Annotated in this window: 23 protein-coding genes; 11 read left to right on the forward strand and 12 right to left on the reverse strand. The window is 54.5% G+C overall.

Annotated features, from left to right (window positions below; genetic code table 11):
• Positions 1 to 35: 35 nt before the first annotated feature.
• Positions 36 to 2,411 (reverse strand): DNA translocase FtsK, encoded by a 2,376-nt coding sequence (locus tag KZZ10_RS13240; RefSeq protein ID WP_259661998.1) that lies wholly within the window; start codon positions 2,409 to 2,411, stop codon positions 36 to 38.
• 43 nt (positions 2,412 to 2,454) lie between these two features.
• Here KZZ10_RS13240 and trxB point away from each other — a divergent pair, with 43 nt between their 5' ends.
• Both trxB and KZZ10_RS13250 read left to right on the forward strand, forming a co-directional pair.
• The gene (gene trxB, locus KZZ10_RS13245) at positions 2,455 to 3,411 is read left to right on the forward strand and encodes a thioredoxin-disulfide reductase (RefSeq protein ID WP_259661999.1); all 957 of its coding nucleotides are present in this window, start codon (positions 2,455 to 2,457) and stop codon (positions 3,409 to 3,411) included.
• Complete coding sequence (locus KZZ10_RS13250; RefSeq protein WP_259662000.1) at positions 3,401 to 4,066, forward strand: Smr/MutS family protein; 666 nt, start codon at positions 3,401 to 3,403, stop codon at positions 4,064 to 4,066. The genes trxB and KZZ10_RS13250 overlap by 11 nt, the downstream gene beginning before the upstream one ends.
• Here the strand turns inward: KZZ10_RS13250 and KZZ10_RS13255 are convergent.
• The gene (locus KZZ10_RS13255; RefSeq protein WP_259662001.1) at positions 4,049 to 6,109 is read right to left on the reverse strand and encodes a sodium:solute symporter family protein; all 2,061 of its coding nucleotides are present in this window, start codon (positions 6,107 to 6,109) and stop codon (positions 4,049 to 4,051) included. The two genes, KZZ10_RS13250 and KZZ10_RS13255, sit on opposite strands and share 18 nt — an antisense overlap.
• Positions 6,109 to 6,393, reverse strand: a complete 285-nt coding sequence (locus KZZ10_RS13260; protein ID WP_259662002.1) for a DUF4212 domain-containing protein — start codon at positions 6,391 to 6,393, stop codon at positions 6,109 to 6,111. The genes KZZ10_RS13255 and KZZ10_RS13260 overlap by 1 nt, the downstream gene beginning before the upstream one ends.
• A 322-nt stretch (positions 6,394 to 6,715) precedes the next feature.
• On the opposite strand from KZZ10_RS13260, the gene KZZ10_RS13265 reads away from it, so the two are divergent.
• A complete protein-coding gene (locus tag KZZ10_RS13265) occupies positions 6,716 to 7,144 on the forward strand; it encodes a DUF1841 family protein (protein WP_259662003.1) in 429 nt (142 codons plus the stop codon).
• 18 nt (positions 7,145 to 7,162) lie between these two features.
• Here the strand turns inward: KZZ10_RS13265 and KZZ10_RS13270 are convergent, their stop codons facing one another.
• Positions 7,163 to 7,525, reverse strand: a complete 363-nt coding sequence (locus KZZ10_RS13270) for a c-type cytochrome (RefSeq protein ID WP_259662004.1) — start codon at positions 7,523 to 7,525, stop codon at positions 7,163 to 7,165.
• Between the two features lie 12 nt (positions 7,526 to 7,537).
• The gene (locus KZZ10_RS13275; RefSeq protein WP_259662005.1) at positions 7,538 to 7,930 is read right to left on the reverse strand and encodes a c-type cytochrome; all 393 of its coding nucleotides are present in this window, start codon (positions 7,928 to 7,930) and stop codon (positions 7,538 to 7,540) included.
• Positions 7,931 to 8,067: 137 nt separating this feature from the next.
• On the opposite strand from KZZ10_RS13275, the gene KZZ10_RS13280 reads away from it, so the two are divergent.
• From KZZ10_RS13280 to KZZ10_RS13295, 4 genes are read left to right on the forward strand one after another with little or no spacing between them, the layout of a single operon-like run.
• Positions 8,068 to 8,958 (forward strand): AAA family ATPase, encoded by an 891-nt coding sequence (locus tag KZZ10_RS13280; protein WP_259662006.1) that lies wholly within the window; start codon positions 8,068 to 8,070, stop codon positions 8,956 to 8,958.
• Positions 8,959 to 8,960: 2 nt separating this feature from the next.
• Positions 8,961 to 9,569: a GNAT family N-acetyltransferase gene (locus tag KZZ10_RS13285; protein WP_259662007.1), complete on the forward strand. Its 609-nt coding sequence runs from the start codon at positions 8,961 to 8,963 to the stop codon at positions 9,567 to 9,569.
• On the forward strand, positions 9,559 to 10,728 hold the full coding sequence (locus tag KZZ10_RS13290; RefSeq protein WP_259662008.1) for a vWA domain-containing protein: 1,170 nt from the start codon (positions 9,559 to 9,561) through the stop codon (positions 10,726 to 10,728). The genes KZZ10_RS13285 and KZZ10_RS13290 overlap by 11 nt, the downstream gene beginning before the upstream one ends.
• 55 nt (positions 10,729 to 10,783) lie before the next feature.
• Positions 10,784 to 13,537: a M16 family metallopeptidase gene (locus KZZ10_RS13295; protein ID WP_259662009.1), complete on the forward strand. Its 2,754-nt coding sequence runs from the start codon at positions 10,784 to 10,786 to the stop codon at positions 13,535 to 13,537.
• Here the strand turns inward: KZZ10_RS13295 and dnaJ are convergent.
• The 5 genes from dnaJ to hrcA all read right to left on the reverse strand — a co-directional run bounded on the left by dnaJ (position 13,518) and on the right by hrcA (position 19,596).
• The gene (gene dnaJ, locus KZZ10_RS13300; RefSeq protein WP_259662010.1) at positions 13,518 to 14,648 is read right to left on the reverse strand and encodes a molecular chaperone DnaJ; all 1,131 of its coding nucleotides are present in this window, start codon (positions 14,646 to 14,648) and stop codon (positions 13,518 to 13,520) included. The genes KZZ10_RS13295 and dnaJ overlap by 20 nt on opposite strands.
• Positions 14,649 to 14,738: 90 nt before the next feature.
• The gene (gene dnaK, locus KZZ10_RS13305; protein WP_259662011.1) at positions 14,739 to 16,682 is read right to left on the reverse strand and encodes a molecular chaperone DnaK; all 1,944 of its coding nucleotides are present in this window, start codon (positions 16,680 to 16,682) and stop codon (positions 14,739 to 14,741) included.
• 97 nt (positions 16,683 to 16,779) lie between these two features.
• Positions 16,780 to 17,364: a nucleotide exchange factor GrpE gene (grpE, locus tag KZZ10_RS13310; RefSeq protein ID WP_259662012.1), complete on the reverse strand. Its 585-nt coding sequence runs from the start codon at positions 17,362 to 17,364 to the stop codon at positions 16,780 to 16,782.
• A 140-nt stretch (positions 17,365 to 17,504) separates the two neighbouring features.
• On the reverse strand, positions 17,505 to 18,575 hold the full coding sequence (hemH, locus tag KZZ10_RS13315) for a ferrochelatase (protein WP_259662013.1): 1,071 nt from the start codon (positions 18,573 to 18,575) through the stop codon (positions 17,505 to 17,507).
• Between the two features lies 1 nt (position 18,576).
• Positions 18,577 to 19,596, reverse strand: coding sequence for a heat-inducible transcriptional repressor HrcA (gene hrcA, locus KZZ10_RS13320; protein ID WP_259662014.1), 1,020 nt, complete (start codon positions 19,594 to 19,596; stop codon positions 18,577 to 18,579).
• Positions 19,597 to 19,659: 63 nt separating this feature from the next.
• Between hrcA and KZZ10_RS13325 the strand changes: the two genes are divergently transcribed.
• Both KZZ10_RS13325 and recN read left to right on the forward strand, forming a co-directional pair.
• On the forward strand, positions 19,660 to 20,559 hold the full coding sequence (locus KZZ10_RS13325) for an NAD kinase (protein WP_259662015.1): 900 nt from the start codon (positions 19,660 to 19,662) through the stop codon (positions 20,557 to 20,559).
• A 5-nt stretch (positions 20,560 to 20,564) separates the two neighbouring features.
• Entirely contained in the window at positions 20,565 to 22,214 is a 1,650-nt protein-coding gene (recN, locus tag KZZ10_RS13330; RefSeq protein WP_259662016.1) for a DNA repair protein RecN, read from the forward strand.
• A 21-nt stretch (positions 22,215 to 22,235) separates the two neighbouring features.
• On the opposite strand, the gene fur is transcribed toward recN, so the two are convergent.
• Positions 22,236 to 22,655, reverse strand: a complete 420-nt coding sequence (gene fur / locus KZZ10_RS13335; RefSeq protein ID WP_259662017.1) for a ferric iron uptake transcriptional regulator — start codon at positions 22,653 to 22,655, stop codon at positions 22,236 to 22,238.
• Positions 22,656 to 22,739: 84 nt separating this feature from the next.
• On the opposite strand from fur, the gene KZZ10_RS13340 reads away from it, so the two are divergent.
• Both KZZ10_RS13340 and dapB read left to right on the forward strand, forming a co-directional pair.
• On the forward strand, positions 22,740 to 23,327 hold the full coding sequence (locus KZZ10_RS13340) for an outer membrane protein assembly factor BamE (protein WP_375372569.1): 588 nt from the start codon (positions 22,740 to 22,742) through the stop codon (positions 23,325 to 23,327).
• A 32-nt stretch (positions 23,328 to 23,359) separates the two neighbouring features.
• On the forward strand, positions 23,360 to 24,151 hold the full coding sequence (gene dapB, locus KZZ10_RS13345) for a 4-hydroxy-tetrahydrodipicolinate reductase (protein ID WP_259662018.1): 792 nt from the start codon (positions 23,360 to 23,362) through the stop codon (positions 24,149 to 24,151).
• A 46-nt stretch (positions 24,152 to 24,197) separates the two neighbouring features.
• On the opposite strand, the gene murB is transcribed toward dapB, so the two are convergent.
• Positions 24,198 to 25,301, reverse strand: a complete 1,104-nt coding sequence (gene murB / locus KZZ10_RS13350) for a UDP-N-acetylmuramate dehydrogenase (protein WP_259662019.1) — start codon at positions 25,299 to 25,301, stop codon at positions 24,198 to 24,200.
• Between the last annotated feature and the right edge of the window lie 37 nt (positions 25,302 to 25,338).

Here is a 25,338-nt window from a genome sequence, read left to right on the forward strand (position 1 = left end):
AAACTGCCTCAATCGTCGCAAGGTTGTGTAGCTAATCATTCTTCGATTGCAGTCTTAGGCGCGAGGATCTCGCGATTACCATTAGACTGCATCGCCGACACCAAGCCGGAGTTCTCCATCTGCTCGAGCAGGCGTGCAGCGCGGTTGTAGCCGATGCGCAGATGACGCTGAACGAGTGAAATCGACGCGCGACGATTTTTTAAGACGATCTCTACCGCCTGGTCATACATGGGGTCCGCTTCTACATTCGCAAAACCGGTCACACTGCTGACGCCATCGCCAGTCTCGCCTTCGACGCCGCCCTCAAGCAAGCCATCGATATAGTCGGGCTCGCCTTGGGCCTTCAAGGACTCAACAACACGATGCACTTCCTCATCGGAGACAAATGCGCCATGCACACGCACGGGCAATCCGGTACCTGGGGGCATATACAACATGTCTCCCTGACCTAATAAAGCCTCTGCACCCATCTGATCGAGAATCGTGCGGGAATCAATTTTGGAGGACACTTGAAAGGCGATACGCGTCGGGATGTTTGCTTTAATCAAACCGGTGATCACGTCAACGCTTGGGCGCTGTGTGGCCAGAATCAAATGGATACCTGCGGCACGCGCCTTCTGCGCTAAACGCGCAATCAACTCTTCAATCTTTTTACCTACCACCATCATCAGATCGGCCAACTCATCGATCACGACAACAATCGTCGGGAGCTCTTTCAAGGGCTCGGGTGCATCGGGTGTGAGTGAAAATGGGTTCGGGATCGGTTCTTCGCGCTTGATGGCGTCGCGTATTTTGTTGTTATAGCCGGTCAAGTTACGCACGCCTAATTTACTCATCAGGCGATAACGCTTTTCCATTTCCCCGACACACCAGTTCAGCGCGTTTGCAGCCTGCCGCATGTCCGTCACAACCGGTGCAAGCAAATGAGGAATGCCTTCATAGACGCTCATCTCGAGCATCTTTGGATCAATCAGAATCAAACGCGTCTGAGAAGCGTCAGCTTTGTAAAGAAGCGACAGAATCATCGCATTGATACCGACAGATTTCCCAGACCCCGTTGTACCCGCCACTAGCAAGTGTGGCATCTTAGCCAGATCTGCTACCACTGCGTGACCAGCAATATCTTTACCCAACGCCATGGTCACAACGGAACTACTGGAGTGATAGACCTGCGAACCCAGAATCTCAGAGAGCTTTACCATTTGCCGTCTTGGATTGGGCAGTTCAAAACCCATCAAATTCTTGCCTGGGATCGTCTCCACCACACGGATACTGACCAAACTCAACGCACGCGCAAGATCTTTCGCCAAGTTAACGATTTGGCTTCCCTTAACTCCTGTTGCAGGCTCGATCTCGTAGCGCGTAATAACCGGGCCGGCTTGTGCCGCAACCACTTGCACCTCGACACCGAAGTCAGCAAGTTTTTTCTCGATTAACCGCGAAGTGAATTCAATTGTTTCAGCAGAGACCGTCTCAAAAGCCGGTTCGGGCTGATCCAGCAAACTCAATGCGGGCAAGTCACCGGGTGCTACGGGTTCCAAAAATAAGGTTTGCTGTTTCTCTTTTTGCAAACGCTCGGACTTTTGCACCTCAACGATTGCTGGCTCGATGCGTATGGGCTGCTCATGCACGGTTTTTTCGTGCTTAGCTTCGACTTGCTCATGACGCACGGCCTGCGCCACCTGCCCTGCGCGTCGATCCTGACGCGCAGTGCGAATCGTAGTGAACTTAAGCATCACCCACTCAAGCGCCGCCCCCACTTTTTCAGCGACGGTCATCCAAGAGAAACCAAAAAACAAACTTGACCCAATCACGATCATTGCGATCAAGATGATCGTGCTACCAGCAAAACCAACGGACTGTGCCAGAAAGCCAGACCATACGTGACCGATTACACCGCCCGCTCCACTGTTGTAATCCATGCGTCCAGGCAACTGCAGCCCCAGAGAGCTCAACCGGTACGCCTCCAGCCCAACAGACCCAAGTAAAGCGACAAAAAACCCAATCCCCTGCTCCCACCTGACGCGAGCGAGAGTTTCTGGTTCGCCGCGCGTACGAAGCTGCGCCGCAAGACGCAGATAACCCGCTCGCACGCGATGAATCAGCAATATGACCCACCACCACGCCGAAAACCCAAAGAGGTAGAGCAAGATGTCCGCCAAATAGGCTCCGATCAAACCCCCACGATTGTGGAGCTGTTCGGCATCGCGGCCTACGGAGTGAGACCAAGCTGGGTCGGCGGCATTCCACGTGGCCAGCACCAAGGTCAGCCAAGCAGCCAGCGCCGCGAACAAAATCCAGCGCGCTTCCCTCGCAATGGATAGGAGCCGCGTTTGTAACGCTGATGGCCCATTTCGGGTGTTTCGGGTCGTGCGCGAAGGGCGCGTCGTGGCGGGAGAGAGTCGAGGCATGGAGAACATTATAATTTGCAGGTCAATATAGAGGGTAAATTCAATGTCAACGCCAAAACATGCCAAAGTTCTCATTTTGGGCTCAGGCCCGGCCGGCTATACCGCCGCAGTCTACGCTGCCCGCGCCAACCTGAACCCCGTCATGATCACCGGGATGGCCCAAGGCGGTCAACTCATGACCACCACAGAGGTCGATAACTGGCCCGCGGACGCGAACGGCGTGCAAGGACCAGAGCTCATGCAACGCTTTGCCGCACACGCAGAGCGCTTCAATACCGAGATGGTATTCGACCACATCGCCAGTGTCGACTTTTCCAGCCGACCGTTCCGCCTCACCGGTGACGGTGGCGCGCAATACACCTGTGACGCCCTCATTATTGCCACGGGTGCTTCCGCCAAATACCTAGGGCTCCCCTCCGAGGAAGCCTTCATGGGGCGCGGGGTGTCTGGTTGCGCGACTTGTGACGGTTTTTTCTACAAGAATCAAGATGTTGCGGTAGTTGGGGGTGGTAACACCGCAGTCGAGGAGGCGCTTTACCTCTCCAATATTTGTCGCTCAGTCACCGTCGTGCATCGCCGCGACAAGTTCCGTGCTGAGCCCATCATGATCGACAAAATGATGGAAAAGGTCGCGAACGGCAACATGAAGATAGCCGCCTTTCGCGAGGTCGACGAAGTACTGGGCGACCAAAGCGGTGTCACAGGGGTACGTCTGCGCTCCACCAAGGGCGAGCCTGCGCTGGATTTGGCTGCCACGGGCGTGTTTATTGCGATTGGCCATCAACCAAACACAAGTATTTTTGAGGGAAAGTTAGAGATGGCGAACGGTTACATCGTGACCAAAAGCGGCTTAGCGGGCCTGGCCACCATGACCTCTGTGCCAGGCGTGTTTGCGGCTGGTGACGTACAGGATCACGTCTACCGCCAGGCGATTACCAGTGCAGGAACCGGCTGCATGGCCGCTCTTGATGCGCAACGGTGGCTGGAGAATGCGGAGTAATAAGGCAGGCTTGGCCGACCTCAAACGCCTACATGCGGCCGCACAAGCCGCAAGCAAGGCGGAGGAGGAGCGGGCGACGATACAAAAAAAGCAGCAACAGGCTGACATCGTAGCCAGCGCAGCCGATCGTCAACTGTTTGCGCGGATGACCGAGGCAGTCAAGCCATTGGCGGCAGACCCTCGTATATTGCATCGTGCGGCCTCAGGGCAGGCCAGGGGCGCCGAACTCGAGCAACGACGGGCACGTGCAGCAGGTCAGGCGCCTGAACCCGCCTTGGGGTTATCTGATGGCCTCGCGGGCTTCGCCGAGGATCAGTCCGATTTGCATTGGGCCGCACCGGGTATCGGTCCTGATGTTCAGCGGCAACTGCGTCGCGCCTATTGGCCGGTGAGCGCCCATCTAGACTTACACGGGCTGAACAGCGACCAAGCGCGCACGGCCCTTGCCTCTTTCGTGGCGCAAAGCCAAGGTCACGGAGCGCGTTGCATCCGCATCGTGCATGGAAAAGGCTATGGCTCGCAGAACGGTCAACCGGTCTTAAAAAGCCGTGTTGCCCATTGGTTAACTCAGCTACCTGCCGTGAGTGCTTTTGCCAGCGCTCCGGCCGCCCATGGCGGTCAAGGGGCACTGTTGGTGCTAATCCGGCTGCCTTAAGTAGTCCACCATCTGTTGGGTGACAGCAAGTGGTGCAGGCGTGAGCAAGGAAACCACGACAATCACAACAAACGCCACGGGTGCACCAAAAACGCCAGCAGCGATCGGCTGAATGTGCCACCACAAATCTACTGGTACTCCGGTTGGGACACCGAGCACCAGCTCTCGCAGCCAAGGTTGCGCTTGGACCATGTAGTAGATCGTGACGCCCAGCCCCGTCAGCATTCCACTCGCTGCCCCATATTTATTGGCGCGCTTCCAAAATACTCCCATGACCAATACAGGGAAGAAAGAAGCCGCGGCAAAGGAAAACGCCGCTCCGACTAGAAACAAAATATCGGCCGGCGTGCGCGTTGCTGCCCATGCGGCAGCAAAAGCGACAACCAGTAAAAGCATTTTAGAAAGAATCACTTGTCGCCCTGCACCCATTCGGGGAGACACCACTCTAAACAAGGTGTCATGCGACAACGCATTGGATAACGTTAACAACAAACCATCGGCTGTCGACAGTGCAGCAGCCAGCGCTCCCGCAGCAACAAGTCCCGAAATGACATAGGGTAAGCCTCCGATCTCTGGCGCAGCGAGCACCACAACATCGGCGCCTAGTTGTACCTCTGCAAGCTGCACAATCCCATCCTGATTGAGATCCACGATACTGATTAAAGAGCGATCTACAGCAGACCACGCGTTGACCCAGGCCGGGAGCTGAGCATAAGGAATACCCACCAAGTCGGAATAGATTTCGAACTTAATCAAAATCGCTAAAGCGGGTGCCGTCATGTAGAGCAAGAGGATAAACAGCAACGACCAAAACACCGACTTTCGCGCCTCGCTCACCGAAGGAGTCGTCAGAGATCGCATCAAAATATGCGGCAACCCTGCTGTGCCAAGCATCAAACACAACACAATCGCCAAAAAGTTATTACGCGCTGCGTCGGAGCTTACGGGATTTTTACTCGCAAACGGATCCGCGTGAGGGACAGGCGGAGATGCCCGAGCACTGAAGTCTTCGCGGGCCTTCGTCCAAACAGTACGTGCTGATTCAATCGAGCTAGGATAGCTTGCATACTCGCGCTCGAGCGAGCGTATTTCGGCCATTGGCGCATCATTGGCTCGGGCACGCAACAAACGCCAGTGCAACCGCTGCTTTTCTTCCTCGAACGAGGAGGGCAACGCATCAATGCGTACTTGCATCGCATCCGCACGGGTTTGCCAAAGCGCTCTAACTTGTCTTTCTGCTTCATCGTGGGTGAGTTCGCGCTCACGCTCGGTCACTTGCTGTAAGACTGCACTTGCTGCCACCTGAGGTATGGGCTCACCCGTCTGCTTAACTGCCAGCCACACAACTGGCACCAAGTAGGCGATCACCAAGATGATGTACTGACCGACCTGAGTCCAGGTCACAGCGCGCATACCACCTAAAAACGAACAGACAAGCACGCCTCCTAGCCCAATAAAAATACCTAGCTCGAAGGAAATACCGGTCATTCGGGTGGTGATAATGCCAACGCCATAAATCTGTGCCACCAAATAAATAAACGAGCACAGTACCGCGCACAGCACGCCGATCAGGCGCGTGAGGTTACCCTCGTAACGCGCACCGAGAAAATCCGGAATCGTGTATCCACCGAACTTGCGTAAATAAGGTGCAAGAAAAAGTGCGACCAACACGTAGCCTCCGGTCCAGCCTAGGATATAGGCCAAACCGTTGTATCCAGTCAAATATAGTGTTCCGGCAATTCCGATAAAAGAAGCCACTGACATCCAATCAGCCGCTGTTGCCATCCCGTTGTAGAACGCTGGCACGCGTCGACCCGCTACGTAATACTCAACTGGGTCTGAGGTCCTGCACATGATGCCAATACCGGCATAGAGCGCGACGGTCGACAACAAAAAAACATAGCCAATCCATTGGCGCGCTAACCCGAGCACCTCAAGGACCGACAACAGACCAACAAGAGCAACGAACCCCAAGGAATAAGCCGCATAACCGCGAAAAAGCTGTGCGGATTGGGATCGAGGTCCCTTAGTGCTCAGCCGCATTAACGCTCCTGCTCTCGACGAAGGCGTTCGCGGCGATCCAGGCGATCCATACCCCACGCATACAAACCAATAATCAACAGAAAGCAGAATTGCGCACCGAAGGCCGCCATCCAAAACGGAAAGGGCCAATCAAATACGAAGAGACCCGTGAGCCCGCGCGCGAAATAGGCCGGTACGAAGGTAACAAGCAGCCAGACCAAAAGCAGACACAGAATCAAGAGCAGATTGCTGCGCCAATAATTGACGGAGCGGTCACGCGTTTTGGGGGGGAGATTGGGAGTCATGATGTTCAAAGAATACTCGAGCCAACCGTGTAAACGACAACGGCCGACACGAATGTGCCAGCCGTTGCGCTTTTCTTATATTTTGACACCACAAGCTTTACGCCCGCAGAGTAATGTCCCCTCACCTGCATGCAAAGGATTCTGCACGACACTGGACGTCGATACATCAGGGTATGCCCTAGTTTTGCACTAAATAAGGGAGTTTTTTGGTGAATTTGCGACATTCGTGCCCCCAAAAAGATCATCACTGTTGTTTCGAGCCTGCCTCGGGGCTCCACTTGCTAGACTAGCGGTCACCCCCTCGTTTTATCAGGTAGCACCCATGTTTAACCCATCCCGCGATCAAGTTCGTCAGTTTTTTATCGACGCATGGAACAAACACAAAACACAGCAAATTCTGAGCCCACTCGAAGCGATTGCGTTGGACTGGATTGAGCAACATCCCGAGTACCACGACGCCTTAGAACGGCCGGACTCTATGGCTCGCGAGTTCAATGTAGAGGAAGGAAAAACAAACCCCTTTCTACATCTGTCGATGCACCTCGCCATTGCAGAGCAACTGTCGATTGACCATCCGCGGGGAATTCGCGATGCCTTTGACAAACTTGCCTCGCGCACAAATCAACACGAGGCCACACATGAGATCATGGAATGCCTAGGTACGGTCGTGTGGGAATCTCAGAGGCTAGGCAAAGCGCTGGACAGCGATGCCTATATTGAACTCATTCGTCAGCGGGTCAGTCGAGATTAACGACCGACCTCTGAACAACTAGCGACGAACCGCGAGTGGACTGGGCTGAGCAGCCAACCAAGCCGACACGTTGTCGACGTCTTGCTTAGACAACTGCTTAGCGAACGCACCCATGACTGCGTTCTTGCGCACGTTTGCCGAAGCAGGAGCGCCCGAAGCACCGCGCTGATACGAGCGCAACGCTTGCACTAAAAAGTCAGCATGCTGACCAGCGAGGATGGGGTAGGACGGATCGATAGACTTGGCGCCATCTGCTCCATGGCAAGATGCGCAGTTCAGTTTCTCCCAGACAGCTTTACCAGCAGCCAAGTCGGCGGCATGGCTCGTCGCAGCCGCAGCAAACAATACAACTGAACCAAGGGCGAGCGAAGTGAGTTTCATAGGGGCCCCCGATTATTTGAGCGAAGAGTAATAGGCAGCTAAGTCAGCGATGTCTTGTGCCGACAGACTTTTAGCAATGGCATCCATCGTGGGATGTGTGCGTTCGCCCGAAGCGTATGCACGCAAGGCTACCTGAAGGTACTTGTCATTTTGTCCGGCGATTTTAGGCACCGAGTAGACCTCCGGAAAACTTGCCTTGTAACCGACAATGCCGTGGCAGCCAATACACATGGACACCTTGGACTTGGCGGCTTCAACGTTACCTTTCGGCTCGTCGGCAGCCGATGCTGGCAGAGCAAGCAGACAGGTGGCGGCAACCGCCGCGGTAGCGATCTGGCGCGCAAGCGTGACGGCCTGGTGCGAAAGACCCTTTGATAAGCTTAGCGTAGTGTTCGAAAACTTCATATTGGACTCTTGGTCTGGCAGGGAAATGACCCGGGATCAAATCCCGGCCGCAAAACGTGAGGATTGTACGATAATTGGGGAAATTACACTTTCAATTCCAACAAAATCACCCCATCCTCTTATCATTTTAGCCACCGATGACCAACGCTCACCCCGCTTCAGACCTGACCACCCGTTTCGATGGCACAGCCCGTTATGTGGCCACCGATGACCTGAAACTAGCGGTTAATGCTGCACTGACGCTTCAGCGACCTTTGCTCATCAAGGGCGAGCCAGGAACCGGTAAAACGATGCTTGCGGAAGAGGTCGCAAGCGCCTTAGGACGGCCTTTGCTTCAATGGCATATCAAATCGACGACTAAAGCCCATCAAGGACTATACGAATACGACGCCGTATCGCGCCTGCGCGACTCGCAGCTCGGCGACGAGAAGGTCAAAGACATCCGGAACTACATCATGCAGGGCGTCCTTTGGCAAGCATTTGACTCGCCCGAGCCTGTTGTCTTGCTAATCGACGAAATCGACAAAGCCGATATCGAGTTTCCAAACGACTTGCTGCGCGAACTCGATCAAATGGAGTTCCATGTTTACGAAACGCGCACAACGATTAAGGCTCGGCACCGCCCGTTGGTGATCATCACCTCGAACAATGAGAAAGACTTGCCAGATGCCTTTTTGCGTCGGTGCTTTTTTCACTACATCCGCTTTCCCGATCGCGACACGCTGCGAAGCATCGTCGATGTGCACTTCCCTAACCTGCACGCCGAAGTCTTGCGCGCGGCACTCGACACGTTTTTTGCGTTACGTGAAGCGCCAGGCCTCAAGAAAAAACCATCGACGTCTGAATTTTTGGACTGGCTGCGCCTCTTGATCGCAGAGGATGTGACAGCCGCCGAAATCGATGCACACGCGGCGACATCGATCCCTATGCTTGCCGGTGCCTTACTCAAAAATGAACAAGATCTTCAACTACTCGAGCGTCTAGCCGCTGTCACACGGAACAGCACGCGTCGTCCAACGGGATCTTAAGCATGGCGGTTTCCCAAACTTTTCGTGTTGCGCCCGCGCCTTGCACATTGCGTGGCCACGGCCTGCGGCTGGAGCCGCTCGGCCATCAGCACCTTGATGGCCTGAAAGCCGCGGCGCGCGACGGTGAACTCTGGACGCTGCGCGTGACATCCGTTCCCGAACCGGATAAAACGGCTGCCTACATCGATACAGCTCTGGCAGAAGGCACTCGGCTCGCATTCGCCGTCATCGATGAGTCAACCGAAACCGTCATCGGCTGTACGAGCTACCACGACATCGTCCCTGCCGTGGCGCGCCTCGAGATCGGCTACACCTGGTACGCAAAAAGTCGTCAACGTACGTACGTCAATACGGCATGCAAACTCATGCTGATGACACACGCGTTTGACACCTTGGGTGCAGCGGTCGTCGGCTGGCGTACCGATAACTTCAACTATGCCTCGCGACGCGCCATTGAAAGACTCGGTGCAAAGCTCGACGGAATCCTGCGCCACCATGCTTTGCGGCGCGACGGTACAGTGCGCGACACCGTTATGTACAGCGTCATCGCGGGTGAATGGCCCGAAGTGCGCGATCACCTGACCTACCAACTTAAACGCCATGCTGGTTGATTTTTTTTATCACCTTCGCAGCCAGAAGCTTCTGGTTTCGGTCAAAGAGTATCTGACACTGCTCGAAGCGCTGTCGAGTCCCATCATGCCGCCCACACTAGAGGATTTCTATTTTCTCTCGCGCACCACGCTGATCAAGGATGAAACCTTATTCGACCGTTTTGATCGAGCCTTTGCAACGTATTACCGAAACCTAGAGCAGAAGCTACCCGCGGGTAAAAAAATTCCTCTGGACTGGCTCATCAGCAAGCTTGAAAAAAACCTCACACCAGAACAAAAAGCAAAACTAGAAAAGCACGGCTGGGACAAGCTCATGGAGATGTTCAAGGAACGACTCGAAGAGCAAAAAGCCCGTCATGAGGGCGGTAACAAATGGATCGGTACAGGCGGTACTTCGCCGTTTGGTAATGGTGGAGTCAACCCTGAGGGCATCCGCGTGGGTGGCTCGGGCGGCGGGCGCTCGGCCATCAAGGTGTGGGACGAGCGCAATTTTCGTGATTATGACGATTCAATTGAACTGGGCACACGCAACTTTAAAGTGGCACTGCGTCGACTACGGCGCTTTGCCCGCGAAGGATCGGACTTTGAACTAGATTTGGGTGACACCATCACCAGCACCGCCCGCAATGCGGGCTATCTAGATATCAAGATGGTGCCCGAACGTCATAACAACGTCAAAGTGTTGATGCTGCTTGACGTGGGTGGCAGCATGGATGATCACATCGCTCGTGTGGAGGAACTGTTTTCCGCGGCAAGTAGCGAGTTCCGCAACCTCGAGGTGTATTACTTCCATAACTGCCCCTACGAGCATCTATGGAAATCCAATCGACGACGTCAGATGGAACGCTTCGAAACGTGGGATGTTCTGCGTAAGTTCAATGCAGATTGGCGTTTGATTTTTGTTGGAGACGCTACCATGAGCCCCTACGAGATTTTGCAACCAGGCGGTTCGGTCGAACACTACAACAAAGAGCCCGGCGCGGAATGGCTACAGCGCATGGTAAGTGCTTGGCCCAAATCCGTCTGGTTGAATCCCGAACCGCAAGCCTCCTGGCAGTACCGTCAGTCGATTGCCCTGATTCGCAATATCGTGCAAGACAAGATGTTCCCGGTGACGGTCTCAGGCATCGAACAGGCTATGCGACTGCTTTCGAAGTGAACCTATTACGAACCGGACACTCCAACCGGTTCCACTCCCTTTCAGGAATGCCCGTATGTTGCACCAATTTAGCGCTCTAAAAAATATTTTAGCTGGCGTAGCGCTGGTTCTGCTTAGTGCAAGTGGATGGGCTGCTAATCCACCTGCTGGGGTCACCGCACTGCAGTCGGTGGAAGGTGTCACAGAATACCGCCTGAATGCGAACGGCCTAAGAATCCTGCTGGCACCGGACGACTCGAAACCCAGCACAACCGTCAACATGACGTACTTAGTGGGATCGCGTCACGAAAACTACGGCGAATCAGGCATGGCCCACCTTCTCGAGCATATGTTGTTCAAGGGAACACCCAATATGCCGAATGCGCTGGCGGAGTTTTCCAAACGCGGCTTGCAAGCAAACGGTACGACCACGGTCGACCGCACCAACTATTACGCAAGCTTCTCGTCAAACCCAGCAACGCTGGCTTGGTATTTATCGTGGCAAGCCGATGTGATGATTAACGCAAGCATCAAACGCGAAGATCTCGACACAGAAATGACGGTCGTGCGAAATGAAATGGAAAATGGCGAGAACAACGCTTTCAGAATCCTGATGCAGCGAATGCTAGGCGTTTCTTACGAGTGGCATAACTATGGCAAGACAACCATCGGTGCGCGTTCTGACGTAGAAAACGTCGACATCCCAAAGCTACGTGAATTTTATAAAACATACTACCAACCCGATAACGCCGTATTAGTCATCGCCGGGAAATTCGACCCAGAGGCCGCATTAAAAGATATTGTTCAATCTTTTGGCAGTATCCCCAAGGCAACTCGAAAGCTCCCCCCCGAATACACCGTTGAACCCGCTCAAGATGGCGAGCGTCGCGTGACGCTACGCCGCACTGGCGGCTCGCCTCTTGTCGCCGCGATGTACCACACACCATCGGCTGCGCATAAAGACTTTGCTGCCTTGGATCTGGCCAGCATGATTATTGGTGACACGCCCTCGGGCCGACTTTATAAGGCACTCGTCGCAAATAAATTAGCAGCAGGCGTGTTCGCTTTTACGATGGATCGAACTGCGCCAGGCAGCGTCATCTTTGGTGCAAACTTACAAACAGACATGGATCAAGCGCTAGCGCTCAATACACTGACCGCAACGATTGAAAGCATCGCAAAGCACCCCTTCACCACTGAGGAGCTCGAGCGCGTGCGTAACCAATGGCTTAAAGCATGGGATCAAGGTTTCAGCGATCCACAAAAGATAAGCGCCACGCTCACGGAAGCCATCGCTCTCGGTGACTGGCGTCTATTTTTTGTGATTCGCGATCGTATTCGTGCGGCCACGCTGGTGGATGTTCAGCTGGCTGCCGAGCGCTTTCTGGTGCAATCCAATCGCACAGAAGGCGTCTATATCCCTACGGATAAGCCAACCCGTTCTCCACAGCTCAGCAAGCCAAATTTACAAGAGGAATTAAAAGATTACACCGGTGATACGGGTCTGAAGCAAGCATCCGCATTTGATCCGGACCCAAACAATATTGATGCACGTACGCAACGTAAAACCGTAGCCTTGCAGAAGGGTAAGCTCCAACTCGCCCTACTGCCCAAAGAGTCTCGCGGTGATCGCGTGAACGTCGCCATTCAAATGCAGTTCGGTGACGTCGACTCACTCAAGGGTCAACGTTTAAACACCATTGCTGTGGCGGAACTACTTTTGAAAGGAACGCCAACACAAACACGCCAGCAAATCACTGACCGTATCGACGCATTGGGCGGGCAGGTCGGCGTATCGGGGGCGGGCGGCGGCCTTGTCATACAGCTGTCAACCACTGCAAAACATATCGATGAGCTCACAAGTTTTGTGCTTGAGGTCATACAACAGGCAAACTTCGCCCAAGAGCAGCTCGACGAATACGTAAGCAAAACGACCACAAGCATTAAGAGCTCTATGACTGAGCCCAACGCGATCGCCTCGCGCATGCTCGCTCGCCATAGCAACCCTTGGCCAAAAGACGATATTCGTTACACGCCAAGCTTCGAGGAGTCTTTGACGGCCGTCGCTGGACTGACACGAGAGCAGTTGGTCGCATACCATCAGAAATTCTTTGGTGTGTCGCAAACGTCAGCCTCAGCGGTCGGCGCCTTCGATGCAGCCAAACTCGAGCAGACGCTTGTACAAGCGCTTGGCAAATGGAATGCAGGCGCTGCCTATAAGAGAACGCCTGAGCCCTACCGAGACATTAAGCCGGCCCAAATGCAAGCGGAAACGCCTGACAAAGCCAATGCGTTCTACATCGCGAGCAGTATGCTCAAGCTGCAAGACACTGATCCTGACTTCACGGCACTATCTTTGGCAAACTTTATGTTGGGTGGATCCGAGACCTCTCGGCTCTGGATGCGTATTCGCGAGAAGGATGGCCTCTCCTACAATGTACGCACCCGCCTGAGTGTCTCGTCCTTCGAGCAAAGCGGCTCGTTGTCGGTCTATGCAATCTTTGCACCGGAAAACAGGGTCCGCATTGAGTCTGGGATTCGCGAGGAGTTCGAGCGTGCCCTCAAAGACGGGTTTACCGAGACGGAAGTGAAAGAAGCGATCGCCGCTTTGTTGAACTACCGCAAACTCTCTCGCGCGCAAGACGCGAATCTGGTGACCGGCTGGATAACCTACATGGACACCGGCCGGGATTTCAAATGGTCAGCCGAGTCCGACAAGAAAGTTGCCGCACTGACTGTTGAACAAGTTAATGCGGCGTTACGTAAGTATGTGCAGCCACAAAACTTTAGCAGTGTGGCTGCAGGCGACTTTAGGAGAAAAACTCCTTAACGCGATCTGTCCAGGACTTACTTTGCGGCGAGTGGCGTTCACCGCCCTCGCCAAGCGAAGCCTCGAACTGTCGCAAGATTGTCTTTTGAGCGTCGTTAAGCTTGACTGGCGTCTCGACCACGACATGGCAATACAAGTCGCCGGGATACGCGCCGCGTACGCCCTTGACGCCCTTTCCACGCAAGCGGAAAGTTTTCCCCGACTGTGTACCTTCGGGAATCGAAATCTCAGCCTTGCCGCTGAGCGTAGGAACCTGAATCTCGCCACCTAGCGCCGCTGTGGTGAAGGGGATCGTCAACTCACAATGCAAGTCGTCATTGTCCCGCTGAAAGATCTTGTGCTGCTTGATGTGAATCTCAACAAACAGATCACCGGATGGCCCACCATTGATGCCAGGCTCGCCGTTTCCTGACGAGCGAATACGCATTCCGTCATCAATACCAGCTGGAATCTTGACCTGCAGCGTCTTGTTACGACGTGTACGACCCACACCATCACACGACACGCAAGGGTCCGTGATTTCTTTGCCACTACCATGGCATGTTGGGCAAGTCTGCTGCACGCTAAAAAAGCCCTGCTGCATCCGAACGGCACCTGAACCGCCACAAGTACGGCAGGTTTTAGGCGAGGTGCCGGGTTTAGAGCCACTCCCTTTACACACCTCGCAGTTTTCCCAGCTTGGCACGCGGATTTCCGTATCAAAGCCGGCGGCCGCCTGCTCGAGCGTGATTTCCATCGAATACTTCAGATCTGCGCCACGGTATACCTGAGGTCCACCGCCACCACCGCCTCGCTGACGCGCACCACCAAAAATCTCACCAAAGATGTCACCAAACGCATCACCAAAGCCAGCACCGCCCGCACCACCCATCCCTGCAGCATTCGGGTCAACGCCCGCATGCCCATAGCGGTCGTAGGCCGCACGCTTGTTTTCATCGGAGAGAATTTCATACGCCTCTTTGGCTTGTTTGAATTTCTCTTCGGCCTCCTTGCTATCCGGATTACGGTCGGGATGGTATTTCATCGCTAGCTTGCGATAAGCCTTTTTCAGGTCATCATCCGAAGCGTTTTTGGCCACACCAAGGGTTTCGTAGAAGTCGCGTTTTGCCATGATCTCAGGCTCGTCAAAAGGTGAAACAGAAAAAGCTTGCCCGGGATGCTCTAAAAGAGTCCCGGGCGGTTGCTACTGACGTCTAGGCGATCACTTCTGGTCGCGTTTGACTTCTTTAAACTCGGCATCGACAACGTTGTCATCCGCTGGCTTGCTTGAACCTGGCTCTGCACCGCCAGGGGCACCACCCGCCGCAGCTTGCGCTGCTTGTGCATCGGCGTACATCTTCTCGCCAAGTTTTTGTGAAGCCGTGGAAAGCGCTTCAACTTTGGCATCAATCGCAGCCTTGTCGGCGCCGTTCTTCAAGACTTCTTCAACTTCAGCGATGGCTGCTTCGATTGCTGTTTTTTCAGCAGCTTCAAGTTTGTCGCCATACTCTGTCAACGACTTACGTGTCGCGTGGACCAAGCCGTCAGCACTGTTACGCGCCAAAGCCAGTTCCGCCATACGGTGGTCTTCCTCGGCATTTGCCTCGGCATCCTTCACCATGCGCTGAATTTCTTCTTCAGTCAGACCCGAGTTTGCCTTAATGGTGATCTTGTTCTCTTTGCCGGTACCTTTGTCTTTGGCAGAGACGTGAACAATACCGTTCGCATCAATATCAAACGTCACTTCGATCTGCGGCGTACCACGTGGTGCGGGTGGAATACCTTCAAGATTAAACTCACCGAGCGTCTTATTACCTGCGGCGATTTCGCGCTCGCCCTGGAACACTTTAATGGTCACGGCTGGCTGGTTATCATCCGCGGTCGAGAAAACTTGCGAGTGCCGGGTCGGGATGGTCGTGTTCTTGGTGATCATCTTGGTCATCACACCACCAAGCGTTTCAATACCAAGCGACAACGGCGTCACGTCGAGCAACAACACGTCTTTACGATCACCAGACAATACCGAGCCCTGGATTGCAGCACCGGCTGCAACTGCTTCGTCAGGGTTCACGTCTTTACGTGGTTCGCGACCAAAGAACTCTTTGACCTTCTCTTGCACCTTAGGCATACGTGTCATGCCGCCGACCAAAATCACGTCGTCGATTTCACCGACTTTCACACCTGCATCTTTAATCGCGATGCGACAAGGGTCCATGGTGCGAGCGATCAACTCCTCCACTAGCGACTCGAGCTTAGCGCGTGTCATCTTGAGGTTCAAGTGCTTGGGGCCAGAAGCATCAGCAGTAATGTAGGGCAAGTTGATTTCAGTTTGCTGGGCTGAGGACAGCTCAATCTTGGCCTTTTCAGCCGCTTCTTTCAAACGCTGTAGTGCCAAAACGTCTTTACCCAGATCAACACCCTGCTCTTTCTTGAACTCGGCGATGACGTATTCGATGATGCGCTGGTCGAAGTCTTCTCCGCCCAGGAACGTATCACCGTTGGTCGACAACACTTCAAACTGTTTTTCGCCGTCCACATCTGCGATCTCGATAATCGAGATATCAAACGTGCCGCCGCCCAAGTCAAACACAGCAATCTTGCGATCGCCTTTTTCTGACTTGTCCATCCCGAAGGCCAACGCAGCTGCGGTTGGCTCGTTGATGATCCGCTTGACATCCAGACCAGCAATACGGCCTGCGTCTTTCGTCGCTTGGCGCTGGCTGTCGTTGAAGTACGCAGGCACGGTAATCACGGCCTCGGTCACTTCTTCGCCCAAGAAGTCTTCGGCAGTTTTTTTCATTTTGCGTAAAACGTCTGCAGCAACCTGCGAGGGTGCGAGCTTTTTGTTTTGTGCCTCAACCCAGGCATCGCCGTTTTCAGCCTTGACGATTTTGTAAGGCATCAAGTGGATGTCTTTCTGCACCGCGTCTTCCGTGAACTTACGTCCAATCAGGCGCTTAACGGCATAGAGTGTGTTGGTAGGATTAGTGACTGCCTGACGCTTTGCAGGTGCGCCAACGAGCGTCTCACCGTCTTCCATGTAAGCGACGATTGAGGGAGTCGTGCGAGCGCCTTCTGCGTTCTCGAGAATTTTGACCTGACCGCCGTCCATGACGGCAACACAACTGTTGGTCGTGCCAAGGTCGATACCGATAATCTTACTCATGGTGAATTACCTTTAAAGAAATCAGAATAGGGGGAATGCTTTAAAACTTAAATGCTTAGATGTTTCGTAATTGGGGGCTAGTCGAACAATTTCAAGACTAGGAAGATACGGTCACGAGTGCCGGGCGCAATACACGATCAGCGATCAAATAACCCTTTTGCAAGGTCTGCACGACAGTATTGGGCTCTTGTTCAGCAGGAACAGTCGCTATTGCTTGGTGCTGATGCGGATCAAACTTGGTTCCAGCCGAGGGCGCAATTTCCTTCAAATGGTTTTTCTCGAAAGCGCTCACCAGTTGTTTGAGCGTCATTTCGATCCCTGCACGCATATCGTCGGTGCTCTGTTCGGTCTGGGCTAGCGCGGCTTCAAGACTGTCTTTCACCGGCACAAGCCCCTCAGCAAACGACTCAATCCCAAATTTACGTGCCTTGGAGACTTCGTCTTGGGCCCGACGACGAACGTTTTCCATCTCGGCGTGCGCACGCAGCACTTGGTCCTTGTATTCAGAAAGCTGTGCCTGAGCAGTCACCAACTCGGCCTGCAGTTGCGCAATCGGATCAAGCGGTTGCGCCTCTGCTTGGGCGGTTGCGTCAGACTGCCCCTGTGCGGCGCCATGCTCAGCCGACTTGTCGAACGACGAATCGCCAGATTGGTTGGCAGTCGGATCTTGGTGAGCGGTCATTGAATTTCTCCAGAAAATGCTTTGGTTGACTCAAAGTTGGGGGCAATCCCCTCAGATTCAAGGTCAAAAAACACAGTTTCTGGAAAAATTCGGTCGTTTTTTAGCCGAACATTGACTAAAAATTCATGACGAGCAAACTTTTACTTAGCCAGGCGAGTCGGCCAGCCTTGCAACTGCGACTCCACCAAATCGGCCAAGCCGAGCATCCAAGCTGGATCGTCGTTTAATGCAGGGATGTAACGAAACTGCTTACCCCCCGCATGAAGGAAGGTCTCGCGCACTTCAATACTGATTTCTTCAAGTGTTTCAAGACAATCCGCCAAGAAGCCAGGACACACAACATCGATCTCTGTCACTCCTTGCTGCGCCAGCTTCTCGAGCGTGGGCTCAGTGTAAGGTTCAAGCCACTTGGCTGGACCAAACCGGCTCTGGAAAGTGACTAAATACTGGTCGTCATTTAGGCCTAATAACGCGGCCAGCGCGCGAGCCGTTTCGTAACTATCGCGACAGTACGGGTCGCCCATATCCACGCATTGACGCGGCAACCCATGAAAACTCATCACTAACTTTTGCGGACGACCTTGCGCCTGCCAAAGCGCCGAAATCTTATCGGCTAATGGTTGTAAAAACCTTGGGTCTGTGTGGAATCTCTTAACAAACCGCAAAGCAGGCTGGTTGCGCATATGGCCCGCCACGCGCGTGGCTTCGTCGACGACGGTAGCCGTCGTACTGGAAGCGTACTGGGGATACATAGGTACCACCAAAATATGCTCACAACCGCTATCGCGCAGCTTGAGCATCGCGTTCTGTATAGACGGTTTGCCATAGCGCATGCCGGTCTCAACCTGAACGTCAAGCCCACGGTCTGACAAGATGCGCTGCACCCCAGCGGTCTGACGCTGCGTGTAAACCAATAGCGGCGAGCCGCCCTCCATCCATATGCTTTGATAGCGCGGCGCCAACTTGCGCGGACGCGCCAGCAAAATCGGGCCATTCAAAATAGGCCACCACAGTAACTTGGGGATCTCAATGACGCGGGGGTCCGACAGAAACTCGCGTAAATACTTGCGGATTGCTGGGGCGGTTGGGGCTTCGGGCGTGCCGAGGTTGACCAACACCACACCGACGCGCGGGCGCACGAAAGGCTCCGGCCAAGTGAGGAAACGCTTGCCATCAGCGCGTGCGCGCTTAGGTTCGGGCCAAAATCGCATGCTAATACCGTTCGGAAGGGTGATGGCTAAGCGCGCTGGAAAGTAAGCGCGCGGTGATATCAACGATGGGAATCACACGCTCATAGGCCATACGGGTCGGACCAATCACGCCCAGTGTGCCAATAACGTGACCATCGATGCTGTAGGGTGCTGTAATAACCGACAAGTCCTCGGTAGGGACGAGCTCGGAGTCGCCCCCGATATAGATTTGTACGCCTTGCGCACGGCTCGAAACCTCAAGCAACTGCATGAGATCAGTCTTCTTTTCAAAAAGAGAAAACGTTTTTCGTAGGCGGTCCATGTCACCGGCCAATTCATTGACGTCCAACAATTTGCGCTCGCCTGAAATGACAACGGTTTCGCTTTCGTCGGCGGCCTGGGCACCTGCCTCGACGGCGGCTTGCATCAAGCGGGACATATCCTCTTGAAGGCGCGCCAAGTCATGCGAGAGGGTTTGACGCACTTCCGCAAAGGACTTGCCCGCAAAATTATGATTAAAGAAGTTTGCGGCCTCGATGAGTGCGGTGTTGCTATAGTCCCGAGGCGTCAGCAAAATACGGTTCTGCACATCGCCATCGGGGGTCACAATAATCAGCAGAATCCGTTTTTCTGACAAACGAATAAATTCGATCTGTCTAAACACCTGGGCACGACGCGGCGACAACACCACGCCGGCAAATTGCGTCAAACTCGAGAGCATAGAGGCCGCAGCGTTGACCGCACGTGAAGGATCAGAGGCCGACTGCAATTCGCGAACATTGGCCGTGGAAGCTAACTCAAAGGGCTGTGCAGTGAGCATCGTGTCGACAAACAGCCGGTAACCGCGTGGGGTAGGAATCCGGCCTGCCGAGGTATGGGGACTGTGAATCAGACCAAGCTCTTCGAGATCAGCCATCACATTGCGGATGGTCGCGGGGGACAGGTCAAAGAGTTTGGAGAGCGTACGCGAGCCGACGGGTTGACCGTCGTCGATATAGCGTTCGATTAATGCTTTAAGAAGGGTACGGGCACGATCATCCATGATTGCCCTATTTTACCTTCCCCGACCCTATAATCGGGTAGTTTTTCGACGATCAGGGGTCGCATGCACTTTCCCACCATCGCGCTTATTGGCAGATATCAAGACTCGGGCCTCCACGCTCCGCTGCGCGCCCTCGCGACCCTGCTTGGGCAGGATGGCCGCAAAGTGCTAGTCGAGGCAGATACAGCCCGTCACACCGGCGTCAGCGAGTACCCGACTGCAACGTTTGCACAAATTGGACAACAGGCTAGCCTCGCGATCGTGATGGGCGGAGACGGCACAATGCTTGGCGCAGCACGCCACCTCGCTCCGTTCGATGTGCCGGTCGTCGGAATCAACCATGGCCGTCTTGGCTTCATCACGGACATTCCAGTCGAAGCGGCTCAGGTTGCCCTCACAGATCTTTTGCAAGGCCGTTACGAAACTGAAAAGCGCATGCTCTTGAGCGCTACGGTCTGGCGCGGCGACCAACAGATGTACACCGCCACTGCTCTCAATGATGTCGTACTTAACCGTGCAGGTCGTGGGGGAATGATTGAAGTGCGGGTCGAGATCGACGGCACTTACATGTACACGCAGCGTGCAGACGGACTGATTGTTGCCACCCCAACGGGCTCCACTGCCTACGCCTTATCTTCGGCCGGTCCGATTTTGCACCCAGAAATTAGCGCCATGGTGCTCGTTCCCGTGGCACCACAAACGCTCTCAAATCGCCCGATTGTGGTCCCGGCCAACGGCGTCTTGAACATGACACTCACGGCCATGGGCCGTGTCGATGCGGGCGCGAGCGTGCATTTTGATATGCAGACTTGGTCTGACTTAGTGCCCGGCGATCGGATCGTCGTGCAGCGCGCGGCACATACTATTCGTTTTTTACATCCGGCCGGCTATAACTTCTTTTCCACACTGCGTCGCAAGCTCGACTGGAACCGCATGCCGCGCTCCGGCAACGACGGGGACTAGCGCCCATGCTGCGCGCTCTGCAAATCCGTGACTTTGTTATTGTCACCCAGGCGGATATTGATTTTGCGTCTGGTTTTACCGTGTTCTCTGGCGAAACGGGCGCTGGCAAATCCATACTAATCGATGCGCTAGCGCTGACGCTCGGGGAACGCGCGGATGTCTCTGTTTTGCGGCAGGGCGCCGAACGCGCCGAGGTCAGTGCGATTTTCGATACTCCGCCCGAACTCCAGCACTGGCTGACCGAGCATGACCTGCACGCCGGAGACGAACTCGTTTTGCGCCGCGTGATTGACGCTCAAGGACGTAGTCGCGCCTATATAAACGGTACAACAGCGACCGTCACGCAATTGCGTGAAGTGGGCGAACGTTTGATCGACATCCACGGTCAGCACGCACACCAAAGTCTGCTGCGTCCGGACAACCAACGCGATATGCTGGATGCGCATGGCGGTCATCAGACGCTTCGGCAACACGTGACGAACGCTTGGAAAGCCTGGCGAAAAGTCGAACGACAACTCTCGCTAAGCGAACAGGATGCCAGCGTCATTGCAGCAGCTCGCGAAAAGCTCGAATGGCAAACAGCGGAACTCGATCGTCTGAGCCTCGGACCGACCGAGTGGCAAGACATCTCATCTGAACACACCCGCCTTGCGAACGGACAGGCCCTCATCGATGGAGCCGCGCAAGCGCTGGCTGCGCTCGACGAAAGCGAAGGTTCGGCGCACCATCAAATCGCAACAGCCGTGCAACGTATTAACCAACTGTTGCGCCATGATCCTGCCTTGCAATCTGTCTATGAGGCTCTCGAGTCGGCGCGTATTGGCGTAAGTGAAGCGGTATCAGATCTCAATGCCTATCTGTCGCGTGTCGAACTCGACCCAGCAAGGCTTGCAACGGTCGAAGAGCGCATGCGAACAATTTTTGATCTGGCGCGCAAGTTCAAAACCGAACCAGACCAACTCTACGGGTTACATCAAACACTTCACGGCGAGCTCAAGTCTCTACAGGCGTCTGCCGACATTGAGGCGCTGCGTGCAACAGCCGCTGCGCTCAAACAAGACTACGACCAACATGCGCAAACTCTTTCCGCCGCTAGGCAAAAGGCGGCAAAAGACTTAGGTAAGCTTGTGGGCCGCGCTATGCAAACCCTAGCCATGGAAGGCGGGCAATTCACTATCTCGCTCACCGAAGCCCCCGCTTCGGCCCAAGGCCAAGATCATGTTGAGTTTCTAGTCGCAGGCCACACCGGCACAACGCCAAAACCACTCGCTAAAGTCGCGTCCGGCGGCGAGCTCGCAAGAATCTCGCTCGCCCTCTCGGTCATTGCCAGCCGTGCGGCAAGAGTTCCCACACTGATTTTTGACGAGGTTGACAGCGGTATTGGTGGCGCGGTCGCTGAAGTCGTTGGTAACTTACTGCGTGAACTCGGACAGCGCCACCAGGTGCTTTGCGTCACCCACTTACCTCAGGTAGCCGCCCGAGGCCAACATCACTTCCAAGTCAGTAAACAGCAGACCAAAGGCGTAACGAGTTCAAGCATCCTGGCTTTAAATGACGCCGCTCGCATTGAAGAAATCGCCCGCATGCTCGGTGGAATCAAAATTACCGACACGACGCGCAAGCACGCTTTAGAAATGTTGAACATAGGATCCTGAGCGGGATCGCCCAACGTCGCCCTAAACGCAGTCTTTGCAGACCCCGTACAACACCATATCGTGACTTTCGAGCCTATAACCATTGGCTCGGGCAATCTTGTGCTGGCGCTTTTCAATTTCTTCGTCAGCAAATTCAGTCACCTTGCCGCAATGGGTACAAATGAGGTGATCGTGATGATCTCCGTCATTGAGCTCAAAAATCGCTTTGCCTCCATCAAACTGGCTTCGAGCCAAGATGCCCGCCTGCTCAAACTGGGTCAACACCCGATAAACGGTGGCTAGCCCAATATCAATCTTGTCGTTGAGCAAAGAGCGGTAGATATCCTCAGCACTCAGGTGTCTTTCACCAGATTTGCGGAACATATCGAGAATTTTTAGTCGTGGAAACGTGGCCTTGAGGCCGACATTTTTAAGGTCGCTTTGGTCGTTCTCGGTATCCAAGAAAAATCCCCTGTTTTGCCTACTAGGCTTGCGATTAAGGCTTTATGATAGCGTCTTTGGTTGCGAAACCTATAGAGGTCTGCAGTGTTCACATCTCGTACTCTCACTTCTTACCTGCGCGCCAGCCTGTTGGGGGTCGTCTGCGTAGCTGGCTTAACTGGTTGTTCCTCCACGCAATGGGGCTTTCCGTACAGGGTGGGCATCCAGCAAGGTAACTGGGTCACCAAAGATCAGGTCTCGCTTTTGCGCCCAGGCATGTCGCGCGAGCAAGTACGCTATGCGCTTGGCACTCCGACTCTAGCCAGCGTCTTGCATGCAAACCGGTGGGACTATCCTTACTACTACCGGGCAGGCAATGGTAAGGTCGAAGAACGCGTGCTCACAGTTATCTTTGAAGGCAGTCAGCTTGCCAGCTGGCGCGGCGACGAGCAACCAGATCTGCAGCCCTTCCAGATCGCGCGCGAAGAAATTCGAACCTCACAAAAAGAGGCTGCACAGCATCAGCTGAACATGACGCGCGAAGCGAACGATGCGGCGGCGGCCTCGGGAGCGTCAGCCCCGGTAGAAATTTTGCCAGGCGTGACATTCGGTCAAACAACCGGCGACATAACACCGTCTGACCCATCGGCTTCGCCGGCCGCTCCGCTTGAAACACCAATGCCCCTGCGTTAAACCGTTATTCACCTATACAACAAGAGTTCATCATGCGTATTGCAATCGCCGGAGCCAGTGGTCGTATGGGCCGTATGCTCATTGAAGCCGTCACCCAATCCACTGATTTAAAGCTTACGGCTGCGTTGGATATCGCTGGTGCGCCTATGCTGGGTCAAGACGCGACCGCCTTCTTGGGTAAGCTCAGTGGGGTTTTAATCACAGATCAGTTATCTGCACTCAAACAGGCGGATTGCCTGATTGATTTCACGCGCCCGGAGGGCTCACTCGAGCACCTGAAGGCCTGCGTGACACACGGCGTCAATATGGTTATCGGAACGACGGGGTTTGACGATGCAGGCAAAGCCGCCATCAGTGAAGCAGCCAAATCGGTTGGTATTGTGTTCGCACCCAACATGAGCGTCGGCGTCAATGCAACGCTCAAACTGCTTGATATGGCCGCTCGCATTCTGAACTCGGGCTACGACGTAGAGGTCTTTGAAGCACATCACCATCATAAAGTGGATGCTCCCTCAGGTACTGCGCTCAAAATGGGCGAAGTCGTTGCAGACGCTTGGGGCAAGAAGCTAGACGACATCGCCGCCTGGACCAGGCACGGCCACACGGGTGCACGCAAGCCGGGTGAGATTGGTTTCTCCGTTGTACGAGGTGGTGACATCGTCGGCGACCACACCGTTTATTTCTGCGGTGTCGGTGAACGCATCGAGATCACCCACCGTTCAAGCAGTCGCGCGGGCTATGCCGAGGGTAGTTTGCGTGCCGCACGCTATCTTGAAGGCAAAAAATCCGGCTTGTTTAACATGCAGACGGTGCTCGGTCTCTAAGCAAGCAAACAGCCACCCCTACCGTTCTGCCCTCTGGATGACGGCATCAAGCAGCAGGTGCGACAGGCTCCATTTCAAGTTCGACACCGAACCTCTCTTGAACGCTTGAGCGTACCGCACGCGCAAGCGCCAGTACCTCGTGCGCATGCGCTCCGCCGTAATTGACTAAAACCAAGGCTTGACGGGCATGCATGCCAACGGCCCCAACCCGACGCCCCTTCCATCCACACTGGTCAATTAGCCAGCCAGCTGCAAGTTTGTAACTGCCATCAGGCTGCGGATAAGAGACTAATGTTGGCTCTGTCAGCTTTAGCGCGTCATGCTGCGCTGCCGTCACCACAGGATTCTTGAAAAAACTGCCCGCATTACCTAGCTCGGCCGGATCGGGCAGCTTGGCACGACGTATGGCACACACTGCGTCGAATACTTGTCGTGCGGTCGGCATGGCGGTGTCGGCCGCCCCAATCCGAAAGTGTCTTTGAAGGTCTGGGTACTGAAGCACAGGCTGCCAGACCTTGAGCAGCCGAAAGCGTACGGAAACAATCAGCCAAGTTCCTTGCGCGGCCCGCTTGAAAATGCTGTCACGGTAGGCAAACTCACACTCGGCACGCGTCAGTGTGATCAAGACGCCTTGGGGAATGTTCCAGGCAGTAACCGACTCGATACGGTCTTGCAGCTCAACACCATATGCACCGATGTTCTGCACCGGCGCCGCCCCCACCGTTCCGGGGATTAAGGCGAGGTTCTCCAACCCCCTCCAGCCACGCTGCGTGGCGTGACACACCCACTCGTGCCAACCTTCTCCGGCGGCCACATCAACGAGCCAGCAGTCAGGCAAGTCATCAGCCAGTGCAATGCCCTTGAACTCGACTTTTAAAACCAAAGCAGAAAACTCTGGGGGCAATACAACGTTGCTGCCACCGCCTAATACAAATACCTGAGGAAACTGGCGCGCGAGCTCAGTTAGGCCGGACAGTTGCGTTGTGTTGTGCAACAAAATTAGGCTCTGCGCTCGGCAAGCAAGCCCCAAGGTATTTTGAGTTGATAGCTCCACCGACTCAACCCGCACGTCTGTCTTGGCCCCGAGGTGTGCCGCAAAGATCGACTCGGCAACTTCCACAATAGGCAGAGGGACTGGCGGGTTTGACATAGGGGTGGGAGGGTATGCTATAGTCTTGGTCTTCGTG

The organism is Zwartia hollandica, from assembly GCF_019923725.1.
Taxonomy (GTDB): domain Bacteria; phylum Pseudomonadota; class Gammaproteobacteria; order Burkholderiales; family Burkholderiaceae_B; genus Zwartia; species Zwartia hollandica.

Bases quoted from the DNA above. Each gene is read 5' to 3' on its own strand.
- KZZ10_RS13240 (WP_259661998.1), bottom strand. From the start codon at position 2,411: ATGCCTCGACTCTCTCCCGCCACGACGCGCCCTTCGCGCACGACCCGA.
- trxB (WP_259661999.1), top strand. From the start codon at position 2,455: ATGTCAACGCCAAAACATGCCAAAGTTCTCATTTTGGGCTCAGGCCCG.
- KZZ10_RS13250 (WP_259662000.1), top strand. From the start codon at position 3,401: ATGCGGAGTAATAAGGCAGGCTTGGCCGACCTCAAACGCCTACATGCG.
- KZZ10_RS13255 (WP_259662001.1), bottom strand. From the start codon at position 6,109: ATGCGGCTGAGCACTAAGGGACCTCGATCCCAATCCGCACAGCTTTTT.
- KZZ10_RS13260 (WP_259662002.1), bottom strand. From the start codon at position 6,393: ATGACTCCCAATCTCCCCCCCAAAACGCGTGACCGCTCCGTCAATTAT.
- KZZ10_RS13265 (WP_259662003.1), top strand. From the start codon at position 6,716: ATGTTTAACCCATCCCGCGATCAAGTTCGTCAGTTTTTTATCGACGCA.
- KZZ10_RS13270 (WP_259662004.1), bottom strand. From the start codon at position 7,525: ATGAAACTCACTTCGCTCGCCCTTGGTTCAGTTGTATTGTTTGCTGCG.
- KZZ10_RS13275 (WP_259662005.1), bottom strand. From the start codon at position 7,930: ATGAAGTTTTCGAACACTACGCTAAGCTTATCAAAGGGTCTTTCGCAC.
- KZZ10_RS13280 (WP_259662006.1), top strand. From the start codon at position 8,068: ATGACCAACGCTCACCCCGCTTCAGACCTGACCACCCGTTTCGATGGC.
- KZZ10_RS13285 (WP_259662007.1), top strand. From the start codon at position 8,961: ATGGCGGTTTCCCAAACTTTTCGTGTTGCGCCCGCGCCTTGCACATTG.
- KZZ10_RS13290 (WP_259662008.1), top strand. From the start codon at position 9,559: ATGCTGGTTGATTTTTTTTATCACCTTCGCAGCCAGAAGCTTCTGGTT.
- KZZ10_RS13295 (WP_259662009.1), top strand. From the start codon at position 10,784: ATGTTGCACCAATTTAGCGCTCTAAAAAATATTTTAGCTGGCGTAGCG.
- dnaJ (WP_259662010.1), bottom strand. From the start codon at position 14,648: ATGGCAAAACGCGACTTCTACGAAACCCTTGGTGTGGCCAAAAACGCT.
- dnaK (WP_259662011.1), bottom strand. From the start codon at position 16,682: ATGAGTAAGATTATCGGTATCGACCTTGGCACGACCAACAGTTGTGTT.
- grpE (WP_259662012.1), bottom strand. From the start codon at position 17,364: ATGACCGCTCACCAAGATCCGACTGCCAACCAATCTGGCGATTCGTCG.
- hemH (WP_259662013.1), bottom strand. From the start codon at position 18,575: ATGCGATTTTGGCCCGAACCTAAGCGCGCACGCGCTGATGGCAAGCGT.
- hrcA (WP_259662014.1), bottom strand. From the start codon at position 19,596: ATGGATGATCGTGCCCGTACCCTTCTTAAAGCATTAATCGAACGCTAT.
- KZZ10_RS13325 (WP_259662015.1), top strand. From the start codon at position 19,660: ATGCACTTTCCCACCATCGCGCTTATTGGCAGATATCAAGACTCGGGC.
- recN (WP_259662016.1), top strand. From the start codon at position 20,565: ATGCTGCGCGCTCTGCAAATCCGTGACTTTGTTATTGTCACCCAGGCG.
- dapB (WP_259662018.1), top strand. From the start codon at position 23,360: ATGCGTATTGCAATCGCCGGAGCCAGTGGTCGTATGGGCCGTATGCTC.
- murB (WP_259662019.1), bottom strand. From the start codon at position 25,301: ATGTCAAACCCGCCAGTCCCTCTGCCTATTGTGGAAGTTGCCGAGTCG.